Annotated in this window: 21 protein-coding genes; 15 read left to right on the top strand and 6 right to left on the bottom strand. The window is 72.8% G+C overall.

Features of this window, described 5'->3' with window-relative positions; translation table 11 throughout:
* Nucleotides 1–26: 26 nt before the first annotated feature.
* Together BJ971_RS03975 and BJ971_RS03980 are read right to left on the bottom strand one after the other, a co-directional pair.
* On the bottom strand, nt 27–329 hold the full coding sequence (locus BJ971_RS03975) for a DUF202 domain-containing protein (protein WP_184989916.1): 303 nt from the start codon (nt 327–329) through the stop codon (nt 27–29).
* Nucleotides 326–667 carry a YidH family protein gene (locus tag BJ971_RS03980; protein WP_184998633.1) on the bottom strand — a complete coding sequence of 114 codons (342 nt, stop codon included), beginning with the start codon at nt 665–667 and terminating at the stop codon, nt 326–328. Before BJ971_RS03980 ends, BJ971_RS03975 begins: the two co-directional genes overlap by 4 nt.
* Before the next feature lie 408 nt (nt 668–1075).
* Between BJ971_RS03980 and BJ971_RS03985 the strand changes: the two genes are divergently transcribed.
* The 6 genes from BJ971_RS03985 to BJ971_RS04010 all read left to right on the top strand — a co-directional run bounded on the left by BJ971_RS03985 (nt 1076) and on the right by BJ971_RS04010 (nt 6656).
* Nucleotides 1076–1855, top strand: coding sequence for an electron transfer flavoprotein subunit beta/FixA family protein (locus tag BJ971_RS03985; protein WP_184989918.1), 780 nt, complete (start codon nt 1076–1078; stop codon nt 1853–1855).
* Nucleotides 1856–1869: 14 nt separating this feature from the next.
* Entirely contained in the window at nt 1870–2829 is a 960-nt protein-coding gene (locus BJ971_RS03990) for an electron transfer flavoprotein subunit alpha/FixB family protein (protein ID WP_184989920.1), read from the top strand.
* Nucleotides 2830–2933: 104 nt separating this feature from the next.
* Complete coding sequence (locus BJ971_RS03995) at nt 2934–4109, top strand: cysteine desulfurase family protein (RefSeq protein ID WP_184989922.1); 1176 nt, start codon at nt 2934–2936, stop codon at nt 4107–4109.
* Between the two features lie 42 nt (nt 4110–4151).
* Complete coding sequence (gene mnmA / locus BJ971_RS04000) at nt 4152–5267, top strand: tRNA 2-thiouridine(34) synthase MnmA (RefSeq protein ID WP_184989924.1); 1116 nt, start codon at nt 4152–4154, stop codon at nt 5265–5267.
* Nucleotides 5260–6258 (top strand): methionine synthase, encoded by a 999-nt coding sequence (locus tag BJ971_RS04005; protein WP_184989926.1) that lies wholly within the window; start codon nt 5260–5262, stop codon nt 6256–6258. The genes mnmA and BJ971_RS04005 overlap by 8 nt, the downstream gene beginning before the upstream one ends.
* A 44-nt stretch (nt 6259–6302) precedes the next feature.
* Entirely contained in the window at nt 6303–6656 is a 354-nt protein-coding gene (locus BJ971_RS04010; protein ID WP_184989928.1) for a VOC family protein, read from the top strand.
* A gap of 730 nt (nt 6657–7386) precedes the next feature.
* On the opposite strand, the gene BJ971_RS04015 is transcribed toward BJ971_RS04010, so the two are convergent.
* The gene (locus BJ971_RS04015) at nt 7387–7911 is read right to left on the bottom strand and encodes a 2'-5' RNA ligase family protein (RefSeq protein WP_184989930.1); all 525 of its coding nucleotides are present in this window, start codon (nt 7909–7911) and stop codon (nt 7387–7389) included.
* 120 nt (nt 7912–8031) lie between these two features.
* Here BJ971_RS04015 and ligA point away from each other — a divergent pair, with 120 nt between their 5' ends.
* The 5 genes from ligA to gatB all read left to right on the top strand — a co-directional run bounded on the left by ligA (nt 8032) and on the right by gatB (nt 16811).
* Entirely contained in the window at nt 8032–10239 is a 2208-nt protein-coding gene (gene ligA / locus BJ971_RS04020) for an NAD-dependent DNA ligase LigA (protein WP_184989932.1), read from the top strand.
* A 139-nt stretch (nt 10240–10378) separates the two neighbouring features.
* The gene (locus BJ971_RS04025; protein WP_239087874.1) at nt 10379–12745 is read left to right on the top strand and encodes a putative bifunctional diguanylate cyclase/phosphodiesterase; all 2367 of its coding nucleotides are present in this window, start codon (nt 10379–10381) and stop codon (nt 12743–12745) included.
* A 345-nt stretch (nt 12746–13090) separates the two neighbouring features.
* On the top strand, nt 13091–13390 hold the full coding sequence (gene gatC / locus BJ971_RS04030) for an Asp-tRNA(Asn)/Glu-tRNA(Gln) amidotransferase subunit GatC (RefSeq protein ID WP_184989934.1): 300 nt from the start codon (nt 13091–13093) through the stop codon (nt 13388–13390).
* A gap of 2 nt (nt 13391–13392) precedes the next feature.
* Complete coding sequence (gene gatA, locus BJ971_RS04035; RefSeq protein WP_184989936.1) at nt 13393–14868, top strand: Asp-tRNA(Asn)/Glu-tRNA(Gln) amidotransferase subunit GatA; 1476 nt, start codon at nt 13393–13395, stop codon at nt 14866–14868.
* 446 nt (nt 14869–15314) lie between these two features.
* Nucleotides 15315–16811, top strand: coding sequence for an Asp-tRNA(Asn)/Glu-tRNA(Gln) amidotransferase subunit GatB (gene gatB / locus BJ971_RS04040; protein WP_184989938.1), 1497 nt, complete (start codon nt 15315–15317; stop codon nt 16809–16811).
* A 116-nt stretch (nt 16812–16927) separates the two neighbouring features.
* Here the strand turns inward: gatB and BJ971_RS04045 are convergent, their stop codons facing one another.
* Together BJ971_RS04045 and BJ971_RS04050 are read right to left on the bottom strand one after the other, a co-directional pair.
* Nucleotides 16928–18538, bottom strand: coding sequence for a metallophosphoesterase (locus BJ971_RS04045; protein ID WP_184989940.1), 1611 nt, complete (start codon nt 18536–18538; stop codon nt 16928–16930).
* A 52-nt stretch (nt 18539–18590) separates the two neighbouring features.
* Entirely contained in the window at nt 18591–19766 is a 1176-nt protein-coding gene (locus tag BJ971_RS04050) for a PQQ-dependent sugar dehydrogenase (RefSeq protein WP_377885373.1), read from the bottom strand.
* Between the two features lie 118 nt (nt 19767–19884).
* On the opposite strand from BJ971_RS04050, the gene BJ971_RS04055 reads away from it, so the two are divergent.
* The gene (locus BJ971_RS04055; RefSeq protein ID WP_184989942.1) at nt 19885–20811 is read left to right on the top strand and encodes a 2-hydroxyacid dehydrogenase; all 927 of its coding nucleotides are present in this window, start codon (nt 19885–19887) and stop codon (nt 20809–20811) included.
* On the opposite strand, the gene BJ971_RS04060 is transcribed toward BJ971_RS04055, so the two are convergent.
* Complete coding sequence (locus tag BJ971_RS04060; protein WP_239087875.1) at nt 20755–21186, bottom strand: PH domain-containing protein; 432 nt, start codon at nt 21184–21186, stop codon at nt 20755–20757. The two genes, BJ971_RS04055 and BJ971_RS04060, sit on opposite strands and share 57 nt — an antisense overlap.
* A 65-nt stretch (nt 21187–21251) precedes the next feature.
* Between BJ971_RS04060 and BJ971_RS04065 the strand changes: the two genes are divergently transcribed.
* From BJ971_RS04065 to BJ971_RS04075, 3 genes are all read left to right on the top strand, one after another.
* Nucleotides 21252–22328 (top strand): WD40/YVTN/BNR-like repeat-containing protein, encoded by a 1077-nt coding sequence (locus BJ971_RS04065; protein WP_184989947.1) that lies wholly within the window; start codon nt 21252–21254, stop codon nt 22326–22328.
* Complete coding sequence (locus BJ971_RS04070) at nt 22328–22603, top strand: MoaD/ThiS family protein (protein WP_184989949.1); 276 nt, start codon at nt 22328–22330, stop codon at nt 22601–22603. Before BJ971_RS04065 ends, BJ971_RS04070 begins: the two co-directional genes overlap by 1 nt.
* 201 nt (nt 22604–22804) lie before the next feature.
* Nucleotides 22805–25423: a putative bifunctional diguanylate cyclase/phosphodiesterase gene (locus tag BJ971_RS04075; RefSeq protein ID WP_239087876.1), complete on the top strand. Its 2619-nt coding sequence runs from the start codon at nt 22805–22807 to the stop codon at nt 25421–25423.
* The last annotated feature ends 5 nt before the right edge of the window (nt 25424–25428 follow it).

Raw genomic sequence — 25428 nt, forward strand, 5'->3', positions numbered from 1 at the left:
ACGCGCCGCAACCCGAACGGCGACGATCAGAGCATGACAAGCGCGCCGCCGAGCACGGCGAGGCCGATGGTGAGCGCCGCGTACGTGGTGACGGTCAGCCGGCCGGGCTGCGGCGGGAGTGCGTTGAGGCCCCGCGCACGCCGGTAGGCGAGGCCGATGAGGCCGGCCCAGAGCGCCATCGCGGCCCCCGCGGCGAGGAAGGTCCAGGTGCCGGCGCCGGGCGCGAAGGCGGGCCGGGTGGCCAGCAGCGCCACCGCGGTGGCCGAGAGCCCGGTACGCCGCCAGGCCAGGCGGGTCCGCTCCGCGGAGGCGCCCGGGTCCCGGCTCACGAGAACGCTTTGATCAGCACGGCGACGACGAGCAGCAGCGCGCCGAGCGCCACGATCAGGGCCAGCACCGCCGGGAAGCGGGACTTCGGCAGGTCGGTGCCGAGCCGCATGGCACGCTCCGTCCGCGCCCAGTGGTCGACGGCGCGCAGCGCGACCACGCCGCCGAGCAGCAGCAGCGCCACCGCGATGCCCTCGCGCAGGTGGGGAATCGGCAGCGGCGGCAGGAACTGCGCGCACGCGAGCCCGCCGGCCAGCAGCGCCAGCGCGGTCCGGATCCAGGCGAGGAACGTGCGCTCATTGGCCAGCGAGAAGCGGTAGTCCGGCTTCTCGCCGGCCATCGGGGTCTTCTGCGGATTGAACCACTGGTCGAGCACGCCGCCGATTATCGACCAGCGAGGTGCACAAGAGGTGTCGGGGAGGGTGCCCACAGCCCGCGCATCCGCGCGCTCACGCAGGACTCGCGGGCCCGCCCACAGGTGCACCAGGCTCCCTCCGGTCCGGTCGGCCGGTGCGGTGGGAGAGGATGGGGCGAACGCGCGGGTAACCCACGCGGAACAGCAGTAATTTGGCCGGACATGTCCAGATACCCCCTTGATCAGACTCTAGCGATCTTGTGGTGGCTCTGGGTGAGGTGAGTCACTCTCGGTGGTGGAGACCCTAAAGCTACTGGCGGGTAACATCCGGAGGGGACAGAGCAGTTCCGGCTGCAGGCGTGCGTCCATCAACAGGAGGGTCGTCGAAGCGCGATGAACATCGTCGTACTGGTCAAGCAGGTACCCGACTCCGGTGCCGAGCGCACCCTGAGCGCGGGTGACAACACCGTCGAGCGGGCCTCGGCGAACAACGTCATCAACGAGATGGACGAGTACGCCATCGAGGAGGCGCTGAAGATCAAGGAGGCGCACGGTGGCGAGGTGACCGTCCTGACGATGGGCCCCGAGCGCGCCGCCGAGTCGATCCGCAAGGCGCTGTCCATGGGCCCCGACAAGGCCGTGCACGTGCAGGACGACGCGCTGCGCGGTTCCTGCGCCGTCGCGACCTCCAAGGTTCTCGCCGCCGCGCTCGGCACGCTCAACGCCGACCTGGTGATCTGCGGCGCCGAGTCGACCGACGGCCGCGTGCAGGTCATGCCGCACATGCTGGCCGAGCGCCTCGGCATCGCGGCGCTGACCGGCGCCCGCAAGCTCACCGTCGACGGCGCGCAGCTGACCGCCGAGCGGCAGACCGACGAGGGCTACGAGGTCGTCACCGCGGCCACCCCGGCCGTCGTCAGCGTGTGGGACACGATCAACGAGCCCCGCTACCCCTCCTTCAAGGGCATCATGGCCGCGAAGAAGAAGCCGGTGCAGACCCTGTCGCTCGCCGACCTGGGCGTCTCCGCCGACGAGGTGGGCACCGCCGGCGCGACCTCCGCGGTGGTCGAGTTCGCGAAGCGGCCCGCTCGTTCGGCCGGCACCAAGATCACTGACGAGGGTACGGGCGGCGAGCAGCTCGTCGCGTACCTCGCCGCCGAGAAGTTCGTCTGAGAAGGGCTCACACCATGGCTGAAGTACTGGTCGTCGTCGAGGCCTCCCAGGCCGCCGGCGTCAAGAAGGTCACGCTCGAGATGCTGACCATCGCCCGCACGCTGGGCTCGGTATCCGCGGTAGTACTCGGTGGCGCCGGCGCCACCGAGCAGTTCGCCGCCAAGCTCGGCGAGTTCGGCGCCGAGAAGATCTACTCGGGCGAGGGCCCGGAGATCGACGACTACCTCGTGGCGTCGAAGGCCACCGCCGTCGCCGAGCTGGTCAAGCAGGTCCAGCCCGCCGCCGTGCTGCTCGCCTCGACCCAGGAGGGCAAGGAGATCGCGGGCCGGCTCGCCGTCAAGCTCGACAACGGCCTGCTGACCGACGCGGTCGAGGTGGCCGCCGACGGCACCGCGACCCAGGTCGTCTTCGCCGGCTCCACGATCGTCAAGTCCAAGGTCACCAAGGGCCTGCCGATCATCACCATCCGCCCGAACTCGGTCACCCCCGAGCCGGCGCCGGCCACCCCGGCCGTCACCGTGCTCGAGGTCACCGCCACCGACGCGGACAAGCTGACCCGGGTCGTCGAGCGGGTCGCCGAGCAGAAGGGCTCCCGCCCCGAGCTCAGCGAGGCGTCGATCGTCGTCTCCGGCGGCCGCGGCGTCGGCAACGCCGACAACTTCAAGCTGGTCGAGGAGATGGCCGACCTGCTCGGCGGCGCCGTCGGCGCCTCCCGCGCGGCGGTCGACTCGGGCTACTACCCGCACCAGTTCCAGGTGGGCCAGACCGGCAAGACCGTCTCGCCGCAGCTGTACGTGGCCCTGGGCATCTCCGGCGCGATCCAGCACCGGGCCGGCATGCAGACCTCGAAGACGATCGTCGCGGTCAACAAGGACCCCGAGGCCCCGATCTTCGAGCTGGCCGACTTCGGCGTGGTCGGCGACCTGTTCAAGGTCGTGCCCCAGGCCGACGACGAGATCCGTAAGCGCAGGTAGGCGACGCCTTCCACGCGGCCCGGCGGACACTTCCGCCGGGCCGTTTCGCGCTCCATCCATCCGGACCGTTTCTGTTGACGGCTCAAGGCATAAGCTTCACGTTGATGGTTTACCTGGATCACGCGGCGACCACGCCGATGCTCGCCGAGGCGCTCGACGCATATGTCGAGGCCGCCCGCGAGGTCGGCAACCCGTCGTCCCTGCACGCCGCCGGCCGGCGCGCCCGCCGGCTGGTCGAGGAGTCCCGCGAGCGCATCGCCGCGGTGCTCGGCGCCCGCCCCTCGGAAGTGATCTTCACAAGCGGCGGCACCGAGAGCGACAATCTGGTGACCAAGGGCATCTACTGGGCCCGGCGGTCCGCCGACCCGCGCCGCAACCGGGTGGTCGCGTCCGCGGTCGAGCATCACGCGGTGCTCGACGCGGTCGACTGGCTCGGCGACCACGAGGGTGCCGACGTCAGCCTGCTGCCGGTCGACGAGGCCGGCCGGATCGACCCGGAGTCGCTGGCCGGACTGCTCGCCGAGCACGGCGACGAGATCGCGGTGATCAGCACCCAGTGGGCGAACAACGAGGTGGGCACGGTCCAGCCGGTGGCCGAGCTGGCCCGGCTCGCCGCCGGTGCCGGCATCCCGTTCCACACCGACGCGGTGCAGGCGGTCGGCCAGATTCCGGTCGACTTCGCCGCCAGCGGCGCCTCGGCCCTGACCCTCACCGGCCACAAGCTGGGCGGCCCGGTCGGGGTCGGCGCGCTGCTGCTCGGCCGCGACGTCGTCGCGACCCCGCAGCTGCACGGCGGCGGCCAGGAGCGCGACGTGCGCTCCGGGACCCTGGACACCCCCGGAGTCGCGGCCTTCGCGGTCGCGGTCGAGACCGCGGTCAAGACCCAGCAGGAGTACGCGGCCAGGGTCGCCGCCCTCCGCGACGACCTGGTGGAACGGGTGCGGGCGGCGGTGCCGGACGTGGTCTACAACGGCGCGGCGACCGACCGCCTGCCGGGCAACGCGCACTTCTCCTTCCCCGGGTGCGAGGGCGACGCGCTGCTGCTGCTCCTGGACGCGCAGGGGATCTCGTGCTCGACGGGTTCGGCGTGCTCGGCGGGCGTGGCGCAGCCCTCGCACGTGCTGCTGGCGATGGGCGCGGACGACGACCGGGCCCGCTCGTCGCTGCGCTTCACCCTGGGCCACACCTCGACGGCCGCCGACGTCGACGCGCTGCTCGCGGCGCTGCCCGCCGCGGTCGAGCGCGCCCGCCGCGCGACGGCGTGGAAGACCCCACGCTGACCCTTTCCTGGCCACCCCGGCGTTGCGGATAGGCTTGGGCACGTGCGAGTGCTAGCAGCCATGTCCGGTGGGGTCGACTCCGCCGTCGCCGCCGCGCGCGCCCGTGACGCGGGCCACGACGTCACCGGCGTGCACCTGGCGCTGGCGCGGAATCCGCAGACGTATCGGACCGGTGCCCGGGGCTGCTGCACGCTCGAGGACTCCCGGGACGCCCGGCGGGCCGCCGACGTCATCGGCATCCCGTTCTACGTGTGGGACATGGCCGACCAGTTCCACGAGAACGTCGTCGACGACTTCGTCGCCGAGTACGCGGCGGGCCGCACCCCGAACCCCTGCCTGCGCTGCAACGAGAAGATCAAGTTCGCGGCCGTGCTGGACCGTGCCGTCGCGCTGGGCTTCGACGCGGTCGTCACCGGCCACCACGCCCGGCTCGGCGCCGACGGCCTGCTGCGGCGCAGCGTCGACATGGCCAAGGACCAGTCGTACGTGCTGGCCGTCCTGACCCGCGAGCAGCTCGACCGGGCGGTCTTCCCGCTCGGCGACTCGACGAAGGCGCGGGTCCGCGAGGAGGCCGCCGAGCGCGGCCTCGCCGTCGCCGACAAGCCCGACTCGCACGACATCTGCTTCATCGCCGACGGCGACACCCGTGGCTTCCTGGCCGCGCGGCTGGGCGAGGCGCCGGGCGACATCGTCGACTCCCGCACGGGCGCCGTCCTCGGCCGGCACGCCGGCGCGTACTCCTACACCGTCGGCCAGCGCAAGGGCCTGGACCTGCGGGTCCCCGCGCCCGATGGCCGCCCGCGCTACGTACTGTCGATCACCCCGAAGACCAACACGGTCACGGTCGGCCCCCGCGAGGACCTCGCGGTCGACCTGGTGACCGCCACCCGGCCGATCTGGCACGGCGAGCCGACGCCCGTCGAGTGCGACGTGCAGCTGCGCGCGCACGGCGAGGTGGTCCCGGCCGTCGTGACCGTCGGCCCGGACGGCCTGCGGGCCCGGCTGCGCGAACCGGCCCGGGGCGTCGCGGCCGGCCAGGCCATCGTCGCCTACCGCCGGGACCCGGCCGGCGACATCGTGCTCGGCTCGGCGACCATCGCCGCCGGCGTCGCGGAGCAGGTTTCCGCGGGCCTGACCGGGCCGGAGCAAGGTGCCTGACTTCCCCTGGCCGTCCGGCGCGGCAACCGGGCTCGGCTCGCTGCCCGGCACCGACATCGCCGAGGCGCAGCGGCTGATCCTCGGCGAGCTGCCCGAACTGCCGCACCTCCCCGAGCTGCCGGAGCGCGGGCCGGGCGCCGACATGATCGGGCGCGGCGCGGGCCTGCTGGTCGAGCTGCCGGTGCAGCTCTACGTCGGGCGCTGGCAGATGGCGCCGCGACCCGGCCGGGACCAGCGCCGCATCGCCGACCTGCTCGAACGCGATCTCGACCAGCTCACCGAGCAGGCCGACCGCTACGCCGGGCCGATCAAACTCCAGGCGCCCGGGCCGTGGACCCTGGCCGCCGGCCTCGAACTTGCTATCGGCGGGCGCATGCTGCGCGACCCCGGCGCGGTGCGCGACCTCACCGACTCGCTCGCCGAGGGGCTGCGCCGGCACGTCGCCGAGGTGCGGCGGCGGCTTCCGCGTGCGTCCGTGCTGCTCCAGCTCGACGAGCCGTCGCTGCCGGCGGTCCTCGGCGGACAGATACCTACCGAGAGCGGGCTGAGTGCGTACCGGGCCGTCGACGGCGCCGGTGCCGCGGGGGCGCTGCGGACCGTGGTCCAGGCCGTCGGGGTGCCGGTGATCGTGCACTGCTGTGCTCCGGCCGTACCGTTGCAGGTTTTGCGGGACGCCGGGGCCGCCGCCGTCGCGCTCGACCTTGGGATGATCAAAGATCTCGATCCGCTCGGCGAGGCCATCGAGGCGGGGCTCGGCCTGTTCGCGGGGGCCGTGCCCACGCGCCCGGCGCCCGGCTCGCCCCCGCCGACGTCGGCGGCGATCGCGGAGCGGGTGCGCGTGCTGTGGAGCCGGCTCGGCTTCCCCGCGGCCCGGCTGCCCGCGCAGGTCGTGATCACCCCGGCCTGCGGGCTCGCCGGCGCCGCGCCGTCCTATGTGCGAGCGGTGCTGAAGGGCTGCCGGGACGCCGGTCGCCGTCTGGCCGAAGTCTGACGGTTTCGGCAGATTCGCCGGGCTGGGGCGGGCATCATGCACTCATGATTGGACGCCTGGACGCCGTCGTCATCGACTGCCCCGATCCCCGTGCCCTCGCCGACTTCTACTGCGCGCTCCTGGGCATGCACGTCGTCCGCGACGAGGACGGCCGGGTGACCACCCGGACCGACTCGGACGCGCCGAGCCTGGTGTTCCAGAAGGCGCCCGACCTGCTCCCGCCGGACTGGCCGGACCGGAACCGACCGCAGCAGTTCCACCTGAATGCGCGGGTGGGCGACATCGAGGCGGCGGAGCGGCGGGTGCTGGCGGCGGGCGGCAAGCGCCTGGACGGGGGGAGCGGCCGCTGCCGGGTGTACGCCGACCCGGTCGGCAACCCGTTCTGGCTGGTCTGGTGAGCGCGCGCTAGTCACCCGCCTTTACTGCCCCGCCTTTACTACCCGCCCTTGCTGGCCTGCCTTGCTGCCGGCCTTTGCTGGCCCGCCCTTGCTGGCCTGCCTTGCTGCCGGCCTTTGCTGGCCCGCCCTTGCTGGCCTGCCTTGCTGCCGGCCTTTGCTGGCCCGCCCTTGCTGGCCTGCCTTGCTGCCGGCCTTTGCTGGCCCGCCCTTGCTGGCCTGCCTTGCTGCCGGCCTTTGCTGGCCCGCCCTTGCTGGCCTGCCTTGCTGCCGGCCTTTGCTGGCCCGCCCTTGCTGGCCTGCCTTGCTGCCGGCCTTTGCTGGCCCGCCCTTGCTGGCCTGCCTTGCTGCCGGCCTTTGCTGGCCCGCCCTTGCTGGCCTGCCTTGCTGCCGGCCTTTGCTGGCCCGCCCTTGCTGGCCTGCCTTGCTGCCGGCCTTTGCTGGCCCGCCCTTGCTGGCCTGCCTTGCTGCCGGCCTTTGCTGGCCCGCCCTTGCTGGCCTGCCTTGCTGCCGGCCTTTGCTGGCCCGCCCTTGCTGGCCTGCCTTGCTGCCGGCCTTTGCTGGCCCGCCCTTGCTGGCCTGCCTTGCTGCCGGCCTTTGCTGGCCCGCCCTTGCTGGCCTGCCTTGCTGCCGGCCTTTGCTGGCCCGCCCTTGCTGGCCTGCCTTGCTGCCGGCCTTTGCTGGCCCGCCCTTGCTGGCCTGCCTTGCCGCCCGCCTTTGCTGGCCTGCCTTGCTATCCGCCGAGCGGGAACTCGCGGATCGTTCGCCAGCCGCCGGGCTGTTGCGTCCCGGCGATGAGGCGGACCGTGTCGATGGCCGCGCGGATCGGTAGGCACCGGGTGACCGCGTCGGCCGCCTCGGTCATGGCCTTCGCCGGCGAGTCGTGGCCGACGGTCAGGTGCGGCACGACGTCGTCGAATGCGCCCTCGTAGGGCGGTGCCTGGGGAAAGCGCCGCCAGATCGCGGTGGTGAGCGCGCGGAGCGGCGCGTCCGGGGTCGGCGCCAGCCAGACCACCGTGTCGCCGAACCACCGGACCCGCGTGAAGTCGACTGTGAACCTCGGCACGGACGCGAGTGCCTCGCCGACCGCGGCCAGCGTCTCGTCGTCGAGGTCACCGGGCGCGAGGAACGGGTACAGCACCGTGACGTGTGCCGGGATACCCCAGCTCGTGGCCCTGTCCAGCGCCGCCCGCCAGCGGCTCACGGCCGGCTCGACCTCCGGCACGGGCACGATGAGCGCGGTCTGCGTGGGCTGCATTGCTGAAGTCTCCGGCCCGGCCCGGCCGTGGTCCACCCGATATCGGACGCCTGCCTTCGGCGGATTGTCGGACCGGGCCGCTAACGTGCCGGTAGAGGTTCGAACACGGAGGTCTTTGCGGTGTCTGAGAAGCAGTCTGTCGAAGCGGAGGCCCGGCCGACCCCGGAGCAGGTGAGTGCGGCCGGCGCCGAGCCGACCGCGGAGGCCAGCACCCGGCACGCCGAGCTCAGCGACGAGCTGCGCGGCCACCAATACCGCTACTACGTGCTCGACTCGCCGACCATCGCGGACGCCGAGTTCGACCGGCTGCTGCGCGAGCTCGAGGAGCTCGAGGAGCGCTATCCCGCGCTGCGCACCCCCGATTCCCCGACGCAGAACGTCGGCGGCTCGTTCTCCACGCTGTTCACCCCGGTCGAGCACGCCGAGCGCATGATGTCGCTCGACAACGTCTTCGACCTGGCCGGGCTGGCCGCCTGGTCCGAGCGCACCGAGCGGGACGCGGGCGGGCCGGTGCGGTTCCTCTGCGAGCTCAAGGTCGACGGCCTGGCGATCAACCTGACCTACGAGAAGGGCCGCCTGGTCCGCGGCGCGACCCGCGGCGACGGCCGCACGGGCGAGGACGTGACCTCCAACGTCCGCACCATCCGCGAGATCCCCGAGCGGCTGACCGGCGACGACCTGCCCGAGCTGCTCGAGGTGCGCGGCGAGATCTACTTCCCGGCCTCCGCGTTCGCCGACCTCAACGCCACGCTCGTCGAGCAGGGCAAGGCCCCGTTCGCCAACCCGCGCAACGCCGCGGCCGGCAGCCTGCGGCAGAAGGACCCGCGGATCACCGCGTCGCGGGGGCTGCGCATGGTCGTGCACGGCATCGGCGCCCGCACGGGTTTCCGGCCCGACTCGCAGTCACACGCCTACGCGGCGCTGAAATCCTGGGGCCTGCCGACCAGCGACCGGTGGCGGCTGGTCGATTCGATGGACGAGGTGCGCGACTACATCGCCTACTACGGCAAGCACCGCCACGACGTCGAGCACGAGATCGACGGCGTCGTGGTCAAGGTGGACTCGGTCGCCATCCAGGGCCGGCTCGGCTCGACCAGCCGCGCGCCGCGCTGGGCGATCGCCTTCAAATATCCGCCGGAGGAGGTCACCACCAAGCTGCTCGGCGTCGAGGTCAACGTCGGGCGGACCGGCCGGGTGACCCCATTCGCGGTGCTGGAGCCGGTGCGGGTGGCCGGCTCGACGGTGGCGCAGGCGACGCTGCACAACGCCCGCGAGGTCGAGCGCAAGGGCGTGTGGATCGGCGACACCGTGGTGCTGCGCAAGGCCGGCGACGTGATCCCGGAGGTGCTCGGCCCGGTGATGGACCTGCGCCCCGACGACGCGCACGCCTTCGTGATGCCGACCGAGTGCCCCGAGTGCGGCACCGCGCTCGCTCCCGCCAAGGAGAGCGACATCGACATCCGCTGCCCCAACGCCCGGCACTGCCCGGGCCAGTTGCGCGAGCGCCTCTTCTACCTGGCGGGCCGCGACGCCCTCGACATCGAGGTGCTGGGCTACAAGGCGGCCCGGGCGCTCTATGAGTCGGGCGTGCTGACCGACGAGGGCGACCTCTTCGGCGTGGCCGCCGACGACCTGCTGCGCTCGCCGTTCTTCGTCAACATGGACGGCAGCCTCGGCAGCAACGCGGTGAAGCTGCTGGAAAACCTGGAGGAGGTCAAGCAGCGGCCGCTGTGGCGGGTGCTCGTGGCGCTGTCGATCAGGCACGTCGGCCCGACCGCCTCCCGCGCGCTGGCCCTCGAGTTCGGCTCGATGGAGGCGATCGAGGCGGCGATCGCGCAGGACCGGATCGCGGAGCTGTCCGCAGTGGACGGCGTGGGCCCGACGATCGCGGAGAGCCTGCGCGAGTGGTTCGCGGTCGACTGGCATCGCGAGATCGTCCGCAAATGGCGCGAGGCCGGCGTGAAGATGGCGGAGGAGCGGACCGACACCGGCCCGCGCCCGCTCGCGGGCATGACGGTCGTGGTGACCGGGACGCTGTCGACACACACCCGCGACGAGGCGTCCGAGGCGGTGATGGGCCAGGGCGGCAAGGTGAGCGGCTCGGTGTCGAAGAAGACGGCGTTCGTGGTGGTCGGTGACAACCCGGGCAGCAAGTACGAGAAGGCCCTGTCGCTGAGGGTGCCGGTGCTGGACGAGGCGGGCTTCGCGGTGCTGCTGGCGCAGGGGCCGGACGCGGCCCGCGAGGTGGCCGAGATCGCGGAGGAGCCGGTCCGGGAGCCGAAGCGGAAGGCCGCGGCGAAGACGGAGGACGAGGCGACGGGCCAGTAACCCCAACGGGTGAAATTCTGAGGGTTCCACGTTCCGGCAGATATGCCGATTTGATAACGGCGAGTCTGTTTCGCGTAGTTTTGTCTACGTGGATCTATGGTGAGAAAGATCGTTCGGTCGACACCACCGTGGAGGTCGCATGGATGCCGCACAGCAGCGCAGCTCCATGCCGGGCGAAGGCCGGCCGGCCGACGGGGCGCCCGCCACCGACGAGGCCGAAGGCCCTCCTGCGCGCGGTGAGTCGCGGTCCCGCGGCGGTTCCCGCGATTTGCCGTCGGACGCCGACTCCCGTATGGAAGCCGCGTCGTCGCTGAGGCGCTCGCCCGCGGACGGCGACGAGCGCCCACATCTGGTCGAGGTCTGGCATGCGGGTGACGGCCGCGGGCGCCGCCGGCACCCGGACTCCGGGTCGGCGGCCGGCGGCGGGCGGCGGGGTTGGCCGCGGCGGTCCGCCGCGGCCCGCGACGCCGGGCGGTCCGCCTCGGTGCGGCGGGGTGCGGTCGTCGCCGTCGGCGGGGCGCTGCTCGTCGACCTCGCCCTCTGGGGCGCGCGGCCCGGGGTCTTCGCGGAGCTGCCGACCGAGTTCTGGGTCATGGCCCTGCTCGCCCTCGCGGTCGACGCGCGTCCCTATGTGGTCGCCGGCCGGCGGGCCAGCTCGGTGATCCTGCCGTCGATCTGCTTCACCTTCGGCATCGTCTTCGCCTGGGGCTTCGTGCCCGCCGTCGCCGTGCAACTCGCCGCCGTGGCGCTCGCCTGCGTGCGGATGCGCGAGCCCGCCCGGCGCGTCCTGCACCTCGGGCTCCAGCACGCCGTCGCCCTGGCCGGAGCCGCCCTCGTCGCCGCGTTCGCCGGGCTGCACTTCGGCGCGGAGCCGCGCTGGGACGACGCGCTGCTCACCGTCGCCGCTGCCGCCGTGTGGATTCTCGGCCGCTACGGCACCGACGCCGTCATCTCCGGCCGCTCCGCCGCCGCCCGCGCGCGGCGCCGGATCCAGCGCTGGGGACCGGAGCTGTTCGCCACCTCCGCCCTGCTGCTGCTCGGGCCCGTCGTGCTCGCCGCCGCGCAGGTCGGGCTGGTGCTGGTGCCCCTCGTCCTGCTCGCGCTGCACGCCGTACATCGCATGGTGCGCTCCACCGGGGAGTGCGAGCGGGCCTCCCGCGTGGACGCGCTGACCGGGCTGCCCAACCGGCGCGCGCTCCAGACCTCGGTGGTCGAGTGGGGAACGGGCCGCGGGTCGCGCCGGCCCGAGTGGCGGCCCGCCCTGTTCCTGCTCGACCTCGACCGGTTCCGCACCGTCAACGACGCGCTCGGACACACCACCGGCGACCGGCTCCTGGTCGAGGTCGCCCGCCGGCTCGCCGCCGCCGTGCCCGCCCACGATCTCGTGGCACGGCTCGGCGGCGACGAGTTCGCGGTGCTCGCCAAGCGCGTCGACGGCCCGGCCTCGGCTCGGCGCCTCGCCGGTCACCTCGCCGAGGCGTTCGTCCGGCCCTTCGCGCTCGACGGCCTGCTCATCGACGTCAGCGCCTCCATCGGCATCGCCCTGCAACCGGACCGCGGCGGCGACGCCGCCGCGCTGCTCCGGCAGGCCGAGGCCGCCATGTACGACGCCAAGGAGCGCGGCGACCAGGTCGTCGTCTACGCCCGCGACGCCGGTCCGCACCCACCCGACCTTGCCCTGCTCGCCGACCTGCGCGGTGCCGTGCAGGCCGAGCCCGGCACGGACCCCGCGGCCGACGGGATCACCCTCTACTACCAGCCGCAGATCGCCATCGCGACCGGCGAGATCGTCGGCGTCGAGGCGCTGCTGCGCTGGCGGCATCCGGCCCGAGGCATGGTCGGCCCCGAGGAACTGCTCCGCGTCGCCGAGCAGACCCCGGTCATGCGACAGCTCACCAGCCGGGTGCTGCGCGAGGTGATCGCCCAGATCGCGGCCTGGCACGCGGCCGGTCAGCCCCTGCGCGCCTCGGTCAACGTCAGCGTGCGCGACCTGCACGCGGCGGACATCGCCGAGGAGATCGACGCCCTGCTGCGCCGCCACGGCGTGCCGCCCGACCTGCTCCAGCTCGAGATCACCGAGAGCGCGCTCATGGCCGACCCCCACCGGGTGCTCAACACGATCACCAGGCTGGACCGGATGGGCGTGGCCATCTCCCTGGACGACTTCGGCACCGGCTACTCGTCCCTGCAACACCTGCGCCGCCTGCCGCTCGCCGAGGTCAAGGTCGACCGCTCCTTCGTCCTCGGCATGGCCACCGACCGCGGCGACGCCGCCATCGTGCGCTCGGTGACCGCCCTGGCCGACTCGCTCGGCCTGCGCGTCGTTGCCGAGGGCGTCGAGGACGAACGCACCTGGCGGCTGTTGGCCGCCGTGGGCTGCCACGCGGCGCAGGGCTGGTTCCACGCCCGTCCGATGCCGGCACCGGACCTCGCGGAGTGGCTGATCCGCTACCGCCCCCTACGCCCCGGCCGAGGAGCCGGCGCCCTGGCAGTCCCAGCGCCGTGAACGCTCCCGCCGCCTGCCCACACCCGGGCGGCGGGTCCCGGAGCCGACCGTCCCCGCTCGGGCCGTCCTCGCTCACGTTGCCCGTTCTGCCGTCCCCGCTCGCGCGGCCGTTCCCGCCGTCCCGCTCGCGCGGCCGTTCCCGCAGTCCCGCTTCCGCGGCTGTCCCGCTTCCGCGGCTGTCCCGCTGTGGGCGGTGGTCGGCACCGCACGCCCGGCGCGGCGTCCTGATGCAGGCCGGGCGGCCGGACGGCGAAGTTATCCACAGACCAGGGAGCCGCCCGCCACCGCGACCACCCCTGGAAATAGACTCTCCAGGTCAGCGACATCCACCACCAAGGGGGCACGATGGCCGCCATCTCCCGCGAAGAGGTCGCGCATCTGGCGCGCCTGTCGCGGCTCGCCGTGACCGAGCAGGAGCTCGACCAGTTCGCCGGTCAGCTCGACGTCATTCTGCAGTCGGTCGCCCGGATCGGTGATGTGGCCGCTGAGGACATCCCGCCCACCTCGCACTCCGTGCCGCTGACCAACGTCTACCGCGACGACGTCGTGCAGCCGAGCCTCACGCAGGAGGCGGCGCTCTCCGGCGCGCCCGACTCCGCCGAGGGCCGGTTCCGCGTGCCGCGCATCCTGGATGAGGAGGAATGAGCATGACCGACGTCACCAGGATGACCGCGGTTCAGATCGCCGCGCTGATCAGCAGCGGGGAGGCGTCCGCCGTCGAGGTCGCCACCGCGCACCTCGACCGGATCGCCGCCGTCGACGACCGGGTCCACGCCTTCCTGCACGTCGACCGGGAGGGTGCCCTCGCGGCCGCCCGCAAGGTCGATGAGCAGCGCGGCCGGGGCGAGGCGACCGGGCCGCTCGCGGGCGTGCCCGTCGCGGTCAAGGACGTGATCGCCACCAAGGGCGTGCCGACCACGGCCGCCTCGAAGATCCTCGAGGGCTGGAAGCCGCCCTACGACGCCACCGTCGTCGAGCGGCTGCGCGCCGCCGGCACGGTCATGCTCGGCAAGACCAACATGGACGAGTTCGCCATGGGGTCCTCGACCGAATACTCCGCATACGGGCCCACCAACAACCCGTGGGACCTCGGGCGCATCCCCGGCGGCTCCGGCGGCGGCAGCGCCGCGTCCGTTGCCGCCTACGAGGCTCCGCTGGCCATCGGCACCGACACCGGCGGCTCGATCCGGCAGCCCGGCGCCGTCACCGGCACGGTCGGCGCCAAGCCGACCTACGGCGGCACCTCCCGCTACGGCCTGATCGCCTTCTCGTCCTCGCTCGACACCCCCGGCCCGTGCACGCGGACCGTCGAGGACGCGGCCCTGCTCCACTCGGTCATCGCCGGCCACGACGTGCGCGACTCGACCTCCATCCCGCAGCCGGTCCCCGACGTCGTCGCGGCCGCGCGGCTGGGCGCCACGGGCGACCTGACCGGGGTCAAGCTCGGCATCGTCAAGGAGTTCGCCGGCGAGGGCGCCGAGCCCGGCGTGATCGCGGCCTTCCGCGAGTCCGTCGAGACGCTCGTCAAGCTCGGTGCCGAGGTCGTCGAGGTGTCCTGCCCGCACTTCGAGTTTGCCCTCCCGGCCTACTACCTCATCGCGCCGAGCGAGGCCTCCTCCAACCTGGCCCGCTTCGACGGCGTGCGCTACGGCCTGCGCGTCGGCGACGACGGCAACCGGTCGCTCGAGGAGGTCATGTCGCTGACCCGCGAGGCCGGCTTCGGCCCCGAGGTCAAGCGCCGCATCATCCTCGGCACCTACGCGCTCTCCAGCGGCTACTACGACGCCTACTACGGCCAGGCGCAGAAGGTCCGCACGCTCATCACGCGCGACTTCACCTCCGCCTTCGAGAAGGTCGACGTACTCATCTCGCCGACCACCCCGTTCGTGGCGTTCCCGTTCGGCTCGCGCACCTCGGACCCCTACCAGATGTACCTCGCCGACCTCTTCACGATCCCGACGAACCTCTACGGCGGCCCGGCGATCTCCGTGCCCTGCGGCCTGTCCGAGGGCCTGCCGGTCGGCTTCCAGGTGATGGCCCCCACGATGGCCGACGACCGCATGTACCGCGTCGCGGCCGCCCTGGAGTCCGCAGTCGGCACCCTCACCCCACCCGAACTCTGATCCCCCACGCCGGGCCGGCCCACCGGCCCGGCGTGCTGCACCCCGGCCCGGCAGCACCAACCCAGGCTGGCAGCACCAACCCAGGCTGGCAGCACCAACCCGGGCCGGGCGCCGCAAGCTCGGCCTGGCGTCCGCTATCCGGCCTGGCGGCGCCTATCCCGGCCGGGTGTCCGTTGCTCGGTCTGGGGGCGCCAATCCGGGCCGGGCGTCGGCAACTCGGTCTGGCGTCCGCAACCGGGCCGGGCGCCTGCCACCTGGTCCTGCGGCCGTAAGTCGGCGGAGTCGGTCGGTCTGGAGCGGCGTTTGATCAGGGCGGCGAGGCCGGGTGCCCGGTCGGCGGGCCGGCGGCGGTCGTGCCGAAACGGGTCCTGACGAAAACACGTCGGCGCCGACCACTAGTCTTGAGTGGTTCAGTCCGGATACCCGCGCGACCTGGAGTTCATCGCATGAGTACGACCGTGCTGCCCTCGTACGAGGACGCGATCGCCCGTTACGAGCCGGTCATCGGCCTGGAGACGCACGTCGAGCTCGGCACGAACACCAAGATGTTCTGCGGCTGCCCGACCGTCTTCGGCGGGGAGCCCAACACCCAGGTCTGCCCGGTCTGCCTCGGCCTGCCCGGCGCGCTGCCGGTCGCCAACCGCGCCGCCATCGAGGCCACCATCCGCATCGGCCTCGCGCTGAACTGCGACATCGCCTCCTGGTGCCGGATGGCCCGGAAGAACTACTTCTACCCGGACATGCCGAAGAACTTCCAGACCAGCCAGTACGACGAGCCGCTCTGCGTGGACGGTTACGTCGACGTCGAGGTCGACGGCGAGACCGTGCGGATCGAGATCGAGCGTGTCCACCTCGAGGAGGACACCGGCAAGTCGCTGCACGTCGGCGGCGCGACCGGGCGCATCCACGGCGCGACCGAGTCGCTCGTGGACTACAACCGGGCCGGTATTCCGCTGGTCGAGATCGTCACCAAGCCGGTGCCGGGCATCGGCGCCAGGGCGCCCGAGGTCGCCAAGGCCTACGTGACGGAGCTGCGCGACATCATCCGCTCGCTGGACGTCTCCGACGTGCGGATGGAGCAGGGCTCGATGCGCTGCGACGTGAACACCTCGCTGAACCTGCCGGGCGAGGAGTGGGGCACCCGCACCGAGACCAAGAACGTCAACTCGCTGCGCTCGGTCGAGCGCGCGGTTCGTTCGGAGATCATCCGCCAGGCGATGCTGCTCAACGACGGCATCCGCATCTTCCAGGAGACGCGGCACTTCCAGGAGGACACCGGCGACACCCGCCCGGGCCGCTCCAAGGAGACCGCGACCGACTACCGCTACTTCCCCGAGCCCGACCTCGTGCCGATCGCGCCGGACACGGCGTGGGTCGCTGAGCTGAAGGCGGCGCTGCCCGAGCTGCCGAGCGTCAAGCGCGCCCGGCTCGCCGAAGAGTGGGGCATCTCCGCGATCGACATGCAGTCGGTGGTCAACGCCGGCGCGATCGAGCTCATCGAGGAGACCATCGCGGCGGGCACGAGCCCGGCCGGCGCCCGCAAGTGGTGGATGGGCGAGCTCGCCCGCCGCGCCAACGAGACCGGCGTCGAGCTGGCCGAGGTCGGCGCGACCCCGGCGCAGGTGGCACAGCTGCAGGGCCTCGTCGACGCGGGCAAGCTCAACGACAAGCTGGCCCGCCAGGTCCTCGAGGGAGTCGTGGCCGGCGAGGGCGACCCCGCCGCCGTCATCGCCGCCCGCGGCCTCGGCGTCGTCTCCGACACCGGCGCGCTCACCGCGGCCGTCGACGCCGCCATCGCCGAGAACCCGGACATCGCCGCCAAGATCCGCGACGGCAAGGTCGCGGCGGCGGGCGCCCTGGTCGGCGCGGTCATGAAGACCACCCGCGGCCAGGCGGACGCCAAGACAGTCCGCGAACTGATCCTCTCCCGCCTCGGCGCCTAAACCACACCGGTCCACCCGGATCCGTTCCGGATTCTGGCTGGTTCGCTTGGACCGGTTCCGGGTTCCGGGTGGGCTGGCTCGGGCCGGTTTCGGATCCTGGCAGGTTCGGCTTGGGTTTAGCGGCTTGGTGGGGGACCGTTGGGGCGGATGCCCGGGGTCACGCCGTTGAAGACCGACGGGTTTGTGGTCGGCTCCGGCTCGGTGCCGATCACCTTTCGCTGCATCGTCACGTTCTGCTCGCCCGTGCCGCCCAGTTGGATGTCGTCGTAGGCCTTCAGGGTCTGGTTCTCGTCGAAGTACAGCACCGACATCATGAGCGGCGTCGGTTCGTCGTCCTCCAGCCCGCGCAGGCCCGCCCCGCCGGTCGAACCCTGCACCATCAGGCGGGTCTCCATCGGTGGCTGCGTGGCGGCCGACGCGGACGGTGCCGGTGTCGGTGCGGCCGAGGGGGAGGCCTCGGGCAGCGGCACGTCCAGGGTCCTGACCTCGCGCTCGTGCAGGTGCCCGGCCAGCACCAGCGGCACCACGCCGGAGAGCGGTGGCGCCATCGCCGGGTCGTGCACCATCGCCATGCCGACCTTCGTCTTCGACTCCCGGATGGTGGTGGCCAGCTCCTCGCCGCTGGCCAGCAGCGGCGACGGTGCGGGATCGTCCGCGTCCGCCGCGGGCTTTTCGCTCTTGTCGGGAGTGAATTCCGGGTCGCCGATGCCCGCGATCGTCAGGCCGTTGACGGTGACCATCGAGTTGTCCAGCACCTTCGCGTTCTTCTGCCGGGCGACCGCGGCCTGGATGGCCAGCGAGTCGTGATTACCCCGCACGTAGATGTACGGCACCCCGAGCTGCCCGATCGCGTTGACGTACGACGTCTCGGCGCCGCTGCCCCAGTCGACGATGTCACCCGTGTCGACCACGGCGTCGATGTCCCACTGCTTGACCACCGTCTCGATCACCCCCCACGAGCTCGGGTTCAGGTGCAGGTCGGAGACGTGCAGCAGGCGGGTCGTGTTGCCTGCTGGGTCGAAGACCGGCAGCGCCGAGACCGTGGTGTAGATGCGGCTGACGTTGCTGACGAGCTGCTGGAGCTGGTCCGAGTAGCGGCCGTAGTTGTCGGCGATGCGCCTCGCGTCACCGACCACCGCGGGCGCGTTCACCAGCAGGCCCTCGTAGCGGGGCTCGCTGATCGAGTCCGGGCGGATGGTGCCCGCCGCCAGGGCCAGGCTGCCGCCGGTCACCACCAGCGCGAGGATGCCCGCGGCCGCCACCCGGCGGATGTTGCGGAAGATCAGCGCCGAGAGGATCAGGGCGCACACGATCGCCGCGCCCATCGCGCGCAGCCCGAGTTGCAGCACGCCCTTGGTGACGTCGTCGACCGCCGACTGGCCCGCCGCGCTGATCGCCGTCGGGTCGTCGATCAGCGCCTCGGTGCGTTCCTGGTCCAGGGCGCCCAGGTCGACCTTGAGGTGGATGGGGCCGTCGTGGCTGTCGAGGTGCAGCGAGCCCAGCGGTGGGATGTCCACCTCGGTGCCGCCCTTGATCGACGGGCTGATCGACATGTCCGCGAGGAACGGGCCGACGGCTACCTTGGACTGCGCGAACAGCATCGTGCCGACGAAGACGCCGATGAGGCTGACGGCGAGCACGGCGGCCCAGATGCGGAGGCGGTGTACCCACGGGCGCGCCCAGGTCCGGCGAACCGCGGCGGCCGCGACGGAGATCTTCTCGTTCATGGTCAACGGCTCACCTGCCCCCCGTGTGCCGGTTGTCAGACGCTTACGTCCGCTAGCTGCGGCCGGCGCCGCCGTCCGAGAACACCAGCCGGATGATCATGTCGTCGTCCGGGCCGGGTTCCCCGCCTTCCTCCTGGTTGGAGGTGGTGACCCAGAACGAGCCGTCCGGCGCGGCGATCAGGCCGCGAAGCCGTCCGAACTCGCCCTCGAGCAGCGCGTGTGGCCGGCCCAGCAGGGTTCCGTTGCCCGTGACGTCGACCATCCACAGCCGCTGGCCTTGCAGGCACGCCGTCGCGATCATGCTCTCCAGCACCGCGACACCCGAGCAGTACGAGTCCTCGATCGGCCAGCTCACGAGGGGGTTGGCGAACTTCGCGTCCGTTCCGTCACCGTCGACGCTGGGCCAGCCGTAGTTCTTGCCCTTCTGGATCAGGTTCAGCTCGCCGTTGGTCTTCTGACCGGACTCGCTGGCGTACATCCTCTTGCCCGCGTCCCAGGCTATGCCCTGCACGTTGCGGTGACCCGACGACCAGACAGGCGAGTCCTTGACGGGGTTGCCCGGTGCCGGCTTGCCGGCGGCGGTGATCCGCAGGATCTTGCCGCCGAGGCTCTTCGGGTTCTGCGCGTTCGCGCCGGCGGTGCCGTCGCCGGTGGTCACGTACAGGAAGCCGTCCGGGCCGAAGGCGAGCTGGCCGCCGTTGTCGTTGCGCGAGCGGGGGATGCCGGTGAGGATCGGCTGCGGCTTGCCCTCGAGCTTGAGCTTGGCGACGCGGTTGTCCTTCGCCGTCGAGTAGTAGACGAAGACCGTGTCGTCCTGTGCGTACTTCGGGGACACGGCGATGCCGAGCAGGCCGCCGTCGCCGCCGGCCTCGACCTCGGAGAGGCGCTGCACCTCGGCGACCTTGAGGCCCTCGGCGTCGGACTCGGGGCCGACCCGCAGGATCCGGCCGGTGTCCCGCTCGGTGACCAGCGCGCCCCCGTCCGGCAGGAACGCCATCCCCCACGGCACCTCGAGGCCCTTGGCCAGGACGGTGACGGCCGCGGCGCGCTCGTCGGTGCTGTCGGGTGCGGCCGAGACGGACGGGGTGGGCAGGTTGGGTGGCGCGCCGGCCACGTCAGGATCGGGCGGGCCGAAGCTGCACGCGGTGGTCAGGCCCAGCACGGCGGCCAGGGTCAGGGCACCCAGGGTCACGGCACCCGTGCGGACCCCCGGACTGCGCTCGATCACACCGGCCTCCTCGTTTCCCGGTCCAGGGTAGCCGCGTCCGCCGGGACCGTTTTAAGCCCTGATCGATCTGGTACGGCCGGAGGGGCACCCGGACCCCGCTTCGCGTTAGTTTGGGGCGGTGATGGTCTGGATCGCCCATGAGGTGGGCCGCGAGCTCCTCGGCGGGCTTCCGGCCGGTGTGGGGGTCGAGGTCTGTACCGACGCCGTCAACCTGCCGTCCGATCCGGCGGGTGTCCGGTTCTGGGTGCCGCCGTTCATCGCGAAGGTACGGGAGTCCGACCTGCTGCCGAAGCTCACCGGCCTGGAGGTCGTCCAGCTGCTCTCCGCGGGCGCGGACAACTGGGTCGGCCGGGTGCCGCCCGGCGTGCAGCTCTGCGACGCGCGGGGCGTGCACGACGCCTCGGTCTCCGAGTGGGTCCTCGGCGCCGTGATCGGCGCGCTGCGGGGGTTCCCGGCCTTCGCCCGGGCGCAGCAGCGGCGGGAGTGGGCGCCGGACGGTCTGCCGCCGTCGCCCGAGCTGACCGGCCGGCGGGTGCTGATCGTCGGGGCCGGGTCGATCGGCCGGGCCATCGAGGAGCGGATGGCGCCGTTCGGCGTGACGGTCACCCGCGTCGCCCGCACCGCCCGCGCCGAGCGGGGCGTGCACGCGGTCGGCGAGCTGGGCGGGCTGCTGCCGTACGCGGAAGTGGTTGTCCTGGTCGTGCCGTTGACGGAGCAGACCCGGGGCCTGGTCGACGCGGCGTTCCTGGCCGCGCTGCCCGACGGCGCGCTGCTGGTCAACGCCGCGCGCGGGCCCGTGGTGGACACCGGTGCGCTGGTCGCCGAGCTCGCCTCGGGGCGCATCTCGGCGGCGCTGGACGTCACCGACCCGGAGCCGCTGCCCGCCGATCACCCGCTCTGGCGGCTGCCGAACGTGTTCATCACCCCGCACGTCGCCGGCACGGTGGCGGGGCTGCTGCCGCGCGCCTACCGCCTCGTGGGCGACCAGTTACGCCGGTTCGCCGCCGGAGAGCCGCTCGTCAACCGGGTCGTCGACGGTTACTGAGCCGTCGGCGTCGTCCAGCCGCTGCCCGCCGGCCGCGATCACGGCCGGCAGGTTGGCCTTGGTTACCCCGGTCAGCCGGATCACCTTGCCGTCGGTGAGCAGCGCCGAGACCCGCCGGCGGTCGTCCGGCGCCAGCTCGGCGACCCGGGACCAGGCAATGTCGGTGGTGCCGAAGAGCGCACGGACCCGCAGGCCCTCGGTGTCCACGTCCGTGCCCGCCCGCACGGCCCAGACCAGGATCGCGAGGGGGATCAGCAGGATCGGGGCCAGCTGCCAGCGGGCACCCGCGAACGGGATCGTGCCGACCAGCGCGATCAGGGCGGCGACGATGAGGGCGCCGGACTTACGGACGCGCAGGACGGGCTTTCGGCTCACGTTCGTCATCCTCGCACCCGCCGAACGCGGCATTTCTGTCGGACCTCCCGCGCATACTGCTCGCCATGACCGAGCTACTAGCCATCGGCACCAAGAAGGGCCTCCTCCTGGCCATCAGTGACGACGACCGGCAGAGCTGGAAGATCGGCTCCGCGCACTTCTCCGGGCACTCGATCTACGCGGTCGCGATCGACACCCGCGGCGCCGCGCCCCGGCTCTTCGTGGGCCTGGAGAGTTCTCATTTCGGCCCGAGCGTCGCGATCAGCGACGACCTGGGCGAGACCTGGCAGGAGCCGGACAAGGCACCGCTCGCCTTCCCGGCGGACACCGGCGCGGCGGTCGAGCGCGTCTGGCAGATCGTCCCGGCGGCCGGAGACGTCGTCTACGCCGGCGTGCAGCCCTCGGCGCTGTTCCGCTCCGAGGACGGCGGCCGCACCTATGAGCTGGTCCGCGCGCTGTGGGACCACCCGCACCGGCCCGAGTGGGGCGCCGGCTTCGGCGGCCAGGCGATCCACACCATCCTTCCGCACCCCGACGACCCGCAGCGGATGCTCGTCGCGATGTCCACCGGCGGCGTCTACCGCACCAGCGACGGCGGCGCCTCCTGGGCACCCTCCAACGAGGGCATCAAGGCCTACTTCCTGCCCGACCCGTGGCCGGAGTTCGGCCAGTGCGTGCACAAGGTCGCCCGCGACGGCGCCGACCCGGACCGCTTCTACGCGCAGAACCACCACGGCGTCTACCGCTCGGTGGACGGCGGCGGCACCTGGCAGACTATCGCGGACACCCTGCCCGCCGACTTCGGCTTCCCGATCGTCGCGCACCCGCGTCGCGGCGGCGTGGTCTGGAACTTCCCGCTGGTCAGCGACGGGCAGCGGGAGCCGGTCGACCAGCACTGCCGGGTCTTCCGGTCCACCGACGGCGGCGACACCTGGCAGCCACAGCAGGCCGGCCTGCCGACCGAGCCGTTCCACGTGTGCGTCCTGCGCGACGCGATGTGCGCCGACGACGCGGAGCCGGTCGGCGTCTACTTCGGCACCCGGTCGGGCGAGGTGTTCGCCAGCCGCGACGAGGGGGAGACCTGGTCGACCGTGGTGGCACACCTGAGCGATGTCCTCTGTGTCCGGGCGGCGACCTTCTGATGCCCACTCTGCTGATCCCGGGCGTGCTGCGGGCGGAGGCGGGCGGCGCGGCGCGGCTCGAGGTGACCGCGCAGGGCTCGCTCGGGGCGGTGCTGGACGAGGTGCGCGACCGGTGGCCCCGCCTCGAGCGCCGGATCCGCGACGAGAGCGGGACGCTGCGCCGCTACGTGAACGTCTACGTGGACGGGGAGGACTGCCGCCGCTCCGGCGGACTGGCGACGGCGGTCCCGCCGGCAGCGGAGATCCAGGTGATCCCGTCGGTGGCCGGGGGCTGAGGGGGAGCGGGGCGGGCGCTGGACCCTTCCGCAGGATTGCCGTTTGATCGTCCATGGTCGACGATCGGTATGTGCGGAGAATCAACCCGCGCACGTAACCTGTGCGGGGGAACGATCGTTACCCGATGTGGGTGCGGTGTACCTCCAGTCGCCGTCGCCTACCCCCCACCCCCCGAAGACACGCAGAGGATCACTCCCCCCGTGGCAGTGCGGCTCCGAGCGCGTACCGGCACCCGGCATCACCGGGTGGCGTTCCTGATCGCGCCGGTCGCCGGCGCTCTGGTGCTGCTCGCCGCGCCGGCCGGCCTCGTGCCCGGCCGACTCGCCCTGGCGATCGGGGTCGGCGGTGTCGGGCTCTGGGCCGCCGCGGTGCTGGTCGCCACGGCCCTGGCGATCCATCACCGGGACGGCACGTTCGCGGCCTGCCGCGGGGCGGGCTTCCTGGGCATGGGCGCCCTCGCCACCGGCGCGACCGCCGTCGTGCTCTACGTCGAGCCGCCCGGTGCCGGTGTGTGGCTCGCGGTCGGGGTCGGCCTGGTCACCGTGTTCCTCATCCTCGGCACGATGCTGCTTCCGGGCGCGGCCACCTCAGCGGCGGTGCGCCTGCGCCGCGCGTTCGACGGACTGGGCCTCGGCATCGCGCTCGGCTTCGCCGCGTACCTGGTCCGGCCGCTGCGTGACACCCCTTACCCGACGCTGGCCTGCACGTTGTGCGCGGCGACGGGTGTCTCGATCGTCACCGTCATCGTGCTGCGGGCGCGCCTGCACCGGCCGGCGGCGCTGCGCTGCGGCGCCGGCGCGATCGTCGTCCTCGTCGCGCTGTCCACGGTGGCCGATCTGGCGCTCTGGGGCTTCGCCGGCTGGGTCGTCGCGCTCTTCGGCCTGCCGATCGTCGCGGGCCTGGGGCTCGCCGCGGAGGGCGGATCCCGGCGCAGCGCGCCGGTGTCGATCAGCCCCCGCGAGCAGGACCTGTACCTCTCCGGCTATCCGCTGCTGGCGGTGCCCGCCGGGATCGGCGTGCTGGCCGCCCTCTACCACCTCATCGCCGTCGGCCCGTTCGACCAGATCGCGATCCTCCTCGGCATCACGATGGTCGCCGTCCTGACGATGCGCGAGTTGCTGGTGGTCAGCGACATCCGGCGATACACCGGCCAGCTCCGCACCAAGGAGGCGCACTTCCGGTCGCTGGTCGCCGGGGCCACCGACCTCACCCTGGTCCTGGACGACAAGCTGACCGTCCGCTGGCAGTCACCGGCGGCGGCCCGGCTCTTCGGGCTCGCGGACTCGGAGGTGGTCGGCCGCACGTTCATCGAGCTCATCCACCCGGAGGACGCCGCGAGCGCACAGGCCGGCATCGAGGCGTTGCTCGCGGGCGAGCACGACGACGGGCCTCCCGCGCTGCTCAACGCCCGGCTGCGCGACGGCCACGGCGTCTGGCGCGACACCGAGTCCACGGTGGCGGATCAGCGGTCGGTGCCCGAGGTGGCGGCCCTGGTGGTGCACGTCCGTGACGTGGGTGAGCGGCGGCGCCTCGAGCGGACGCTGCACAAGCTCTCCTACACCGACCAGCTGACCGGGCTGGCGAACCGGCGGGCGCTGATGCGCGACCTGCTCGAGTACCGGCGGCGGGCCGGGCAGCAGGGCACGGTCCTGGTGATCGACCTGCACGGGCTCGCGGAGATCAACGACAGCAAGGGCCGGGAGACCGGCGACGCGGTGCTGATCGAGGTGGCCCGGCGCATCGGCAGCCTGCTCGCCGACGGTGACGTCGCGGCCCGGCTCGGCGGCGACGAGTTCGCCGTGCTCACGGCGGACGGCGCGGTGCTGGCCTACGCGCTGGCCACCCGGATCGTGACGCTGCTGATGGAGCCTTACCGCCTGCCCGGCACGATTGTCGAGCTGCACACCAGCGTCGGCCTCGCGGAGCTGGCCGGCGGTCGCGATTCCGAGGAGGTCCTGCGCCACGCCGACCTGGCCCGCAGCCGCGCACGCCAGCTCGGCCGGGACCGCGTCGAGTGGTACGACACGGACGTCGAGATCCAGCTGCACCGCCGGATGGACCTCGAGCGCGAGCTGCTGGGCGCGGTCGAGCGGGGCGAGCTCGACCTGGTCTTCCAGCCGGTGGTCTCGCTGCGCGACGAGCAGCCGGTCGGCGTGGAGGCCCTGCTGCGCTGGCGCCACCCGAAGCTGGGCACGATCCTCCCGGCGGAGCTGCTGCCGATCGCCCGCGCGGTCGGCTGCACGGCCGAGCTGGGCGAATGGGTGCTCGACGCGGCCTGCCGGCACCTGTCGGGCTGGACCGGCGGCAACAGCGAGTACTGGCTCTCGGTGAACGTCGCGCCGCGCGAGCTGCTCACGGCCCGCTTCCCGGAGCGTGTCGCGGAGATCCTGGACCACCACGAGCTGCGGCCGGAGCGCCTCGTCATCGAGGTGCAGGAGACCTGGGTGGCCGAGGACGTGCCGGCCATCGTGGCCTCGCTCGCGGGCCTGCGGAAGCTGGGCGTGCGCGCGGCGCTGGACGACTTCGGCGCGGGCCAGGCGTCGCTGTCCCACCTGCGGCGCCTGCCGGTCGACATGCTCAAGCTCGACCAGTCGCTGGTCAACTCGCCCGCCGAGCGGCCGGTAGGCCCGGCGGTGATCGACGTGGTGGTCAGCCTGGGGCGCCGGCTGGGGCTGGAGATCGTCGCCAAGGGCCTCGAGAGCACGGAACAGATCGAGCGCGCCCGGCAGGCCGGCTGCGTCTACGGCCAGGGCTTCGCCCTGGCCAGGCCCGCGCCGGCCGAGCGCATGGAGGCCTACCTGGACACCCACCGCCCCTGAGCAGC

Source organism: Amorphoplanes digitatis, from assembly GCF_014205335.1.
Classification (GTDB): Bacteria; Actinomycetota; Actinomycetes; order Mycobacteriales; family Micromonosporaceae; genus Actinoplanes; species Actinoplanes digitatus.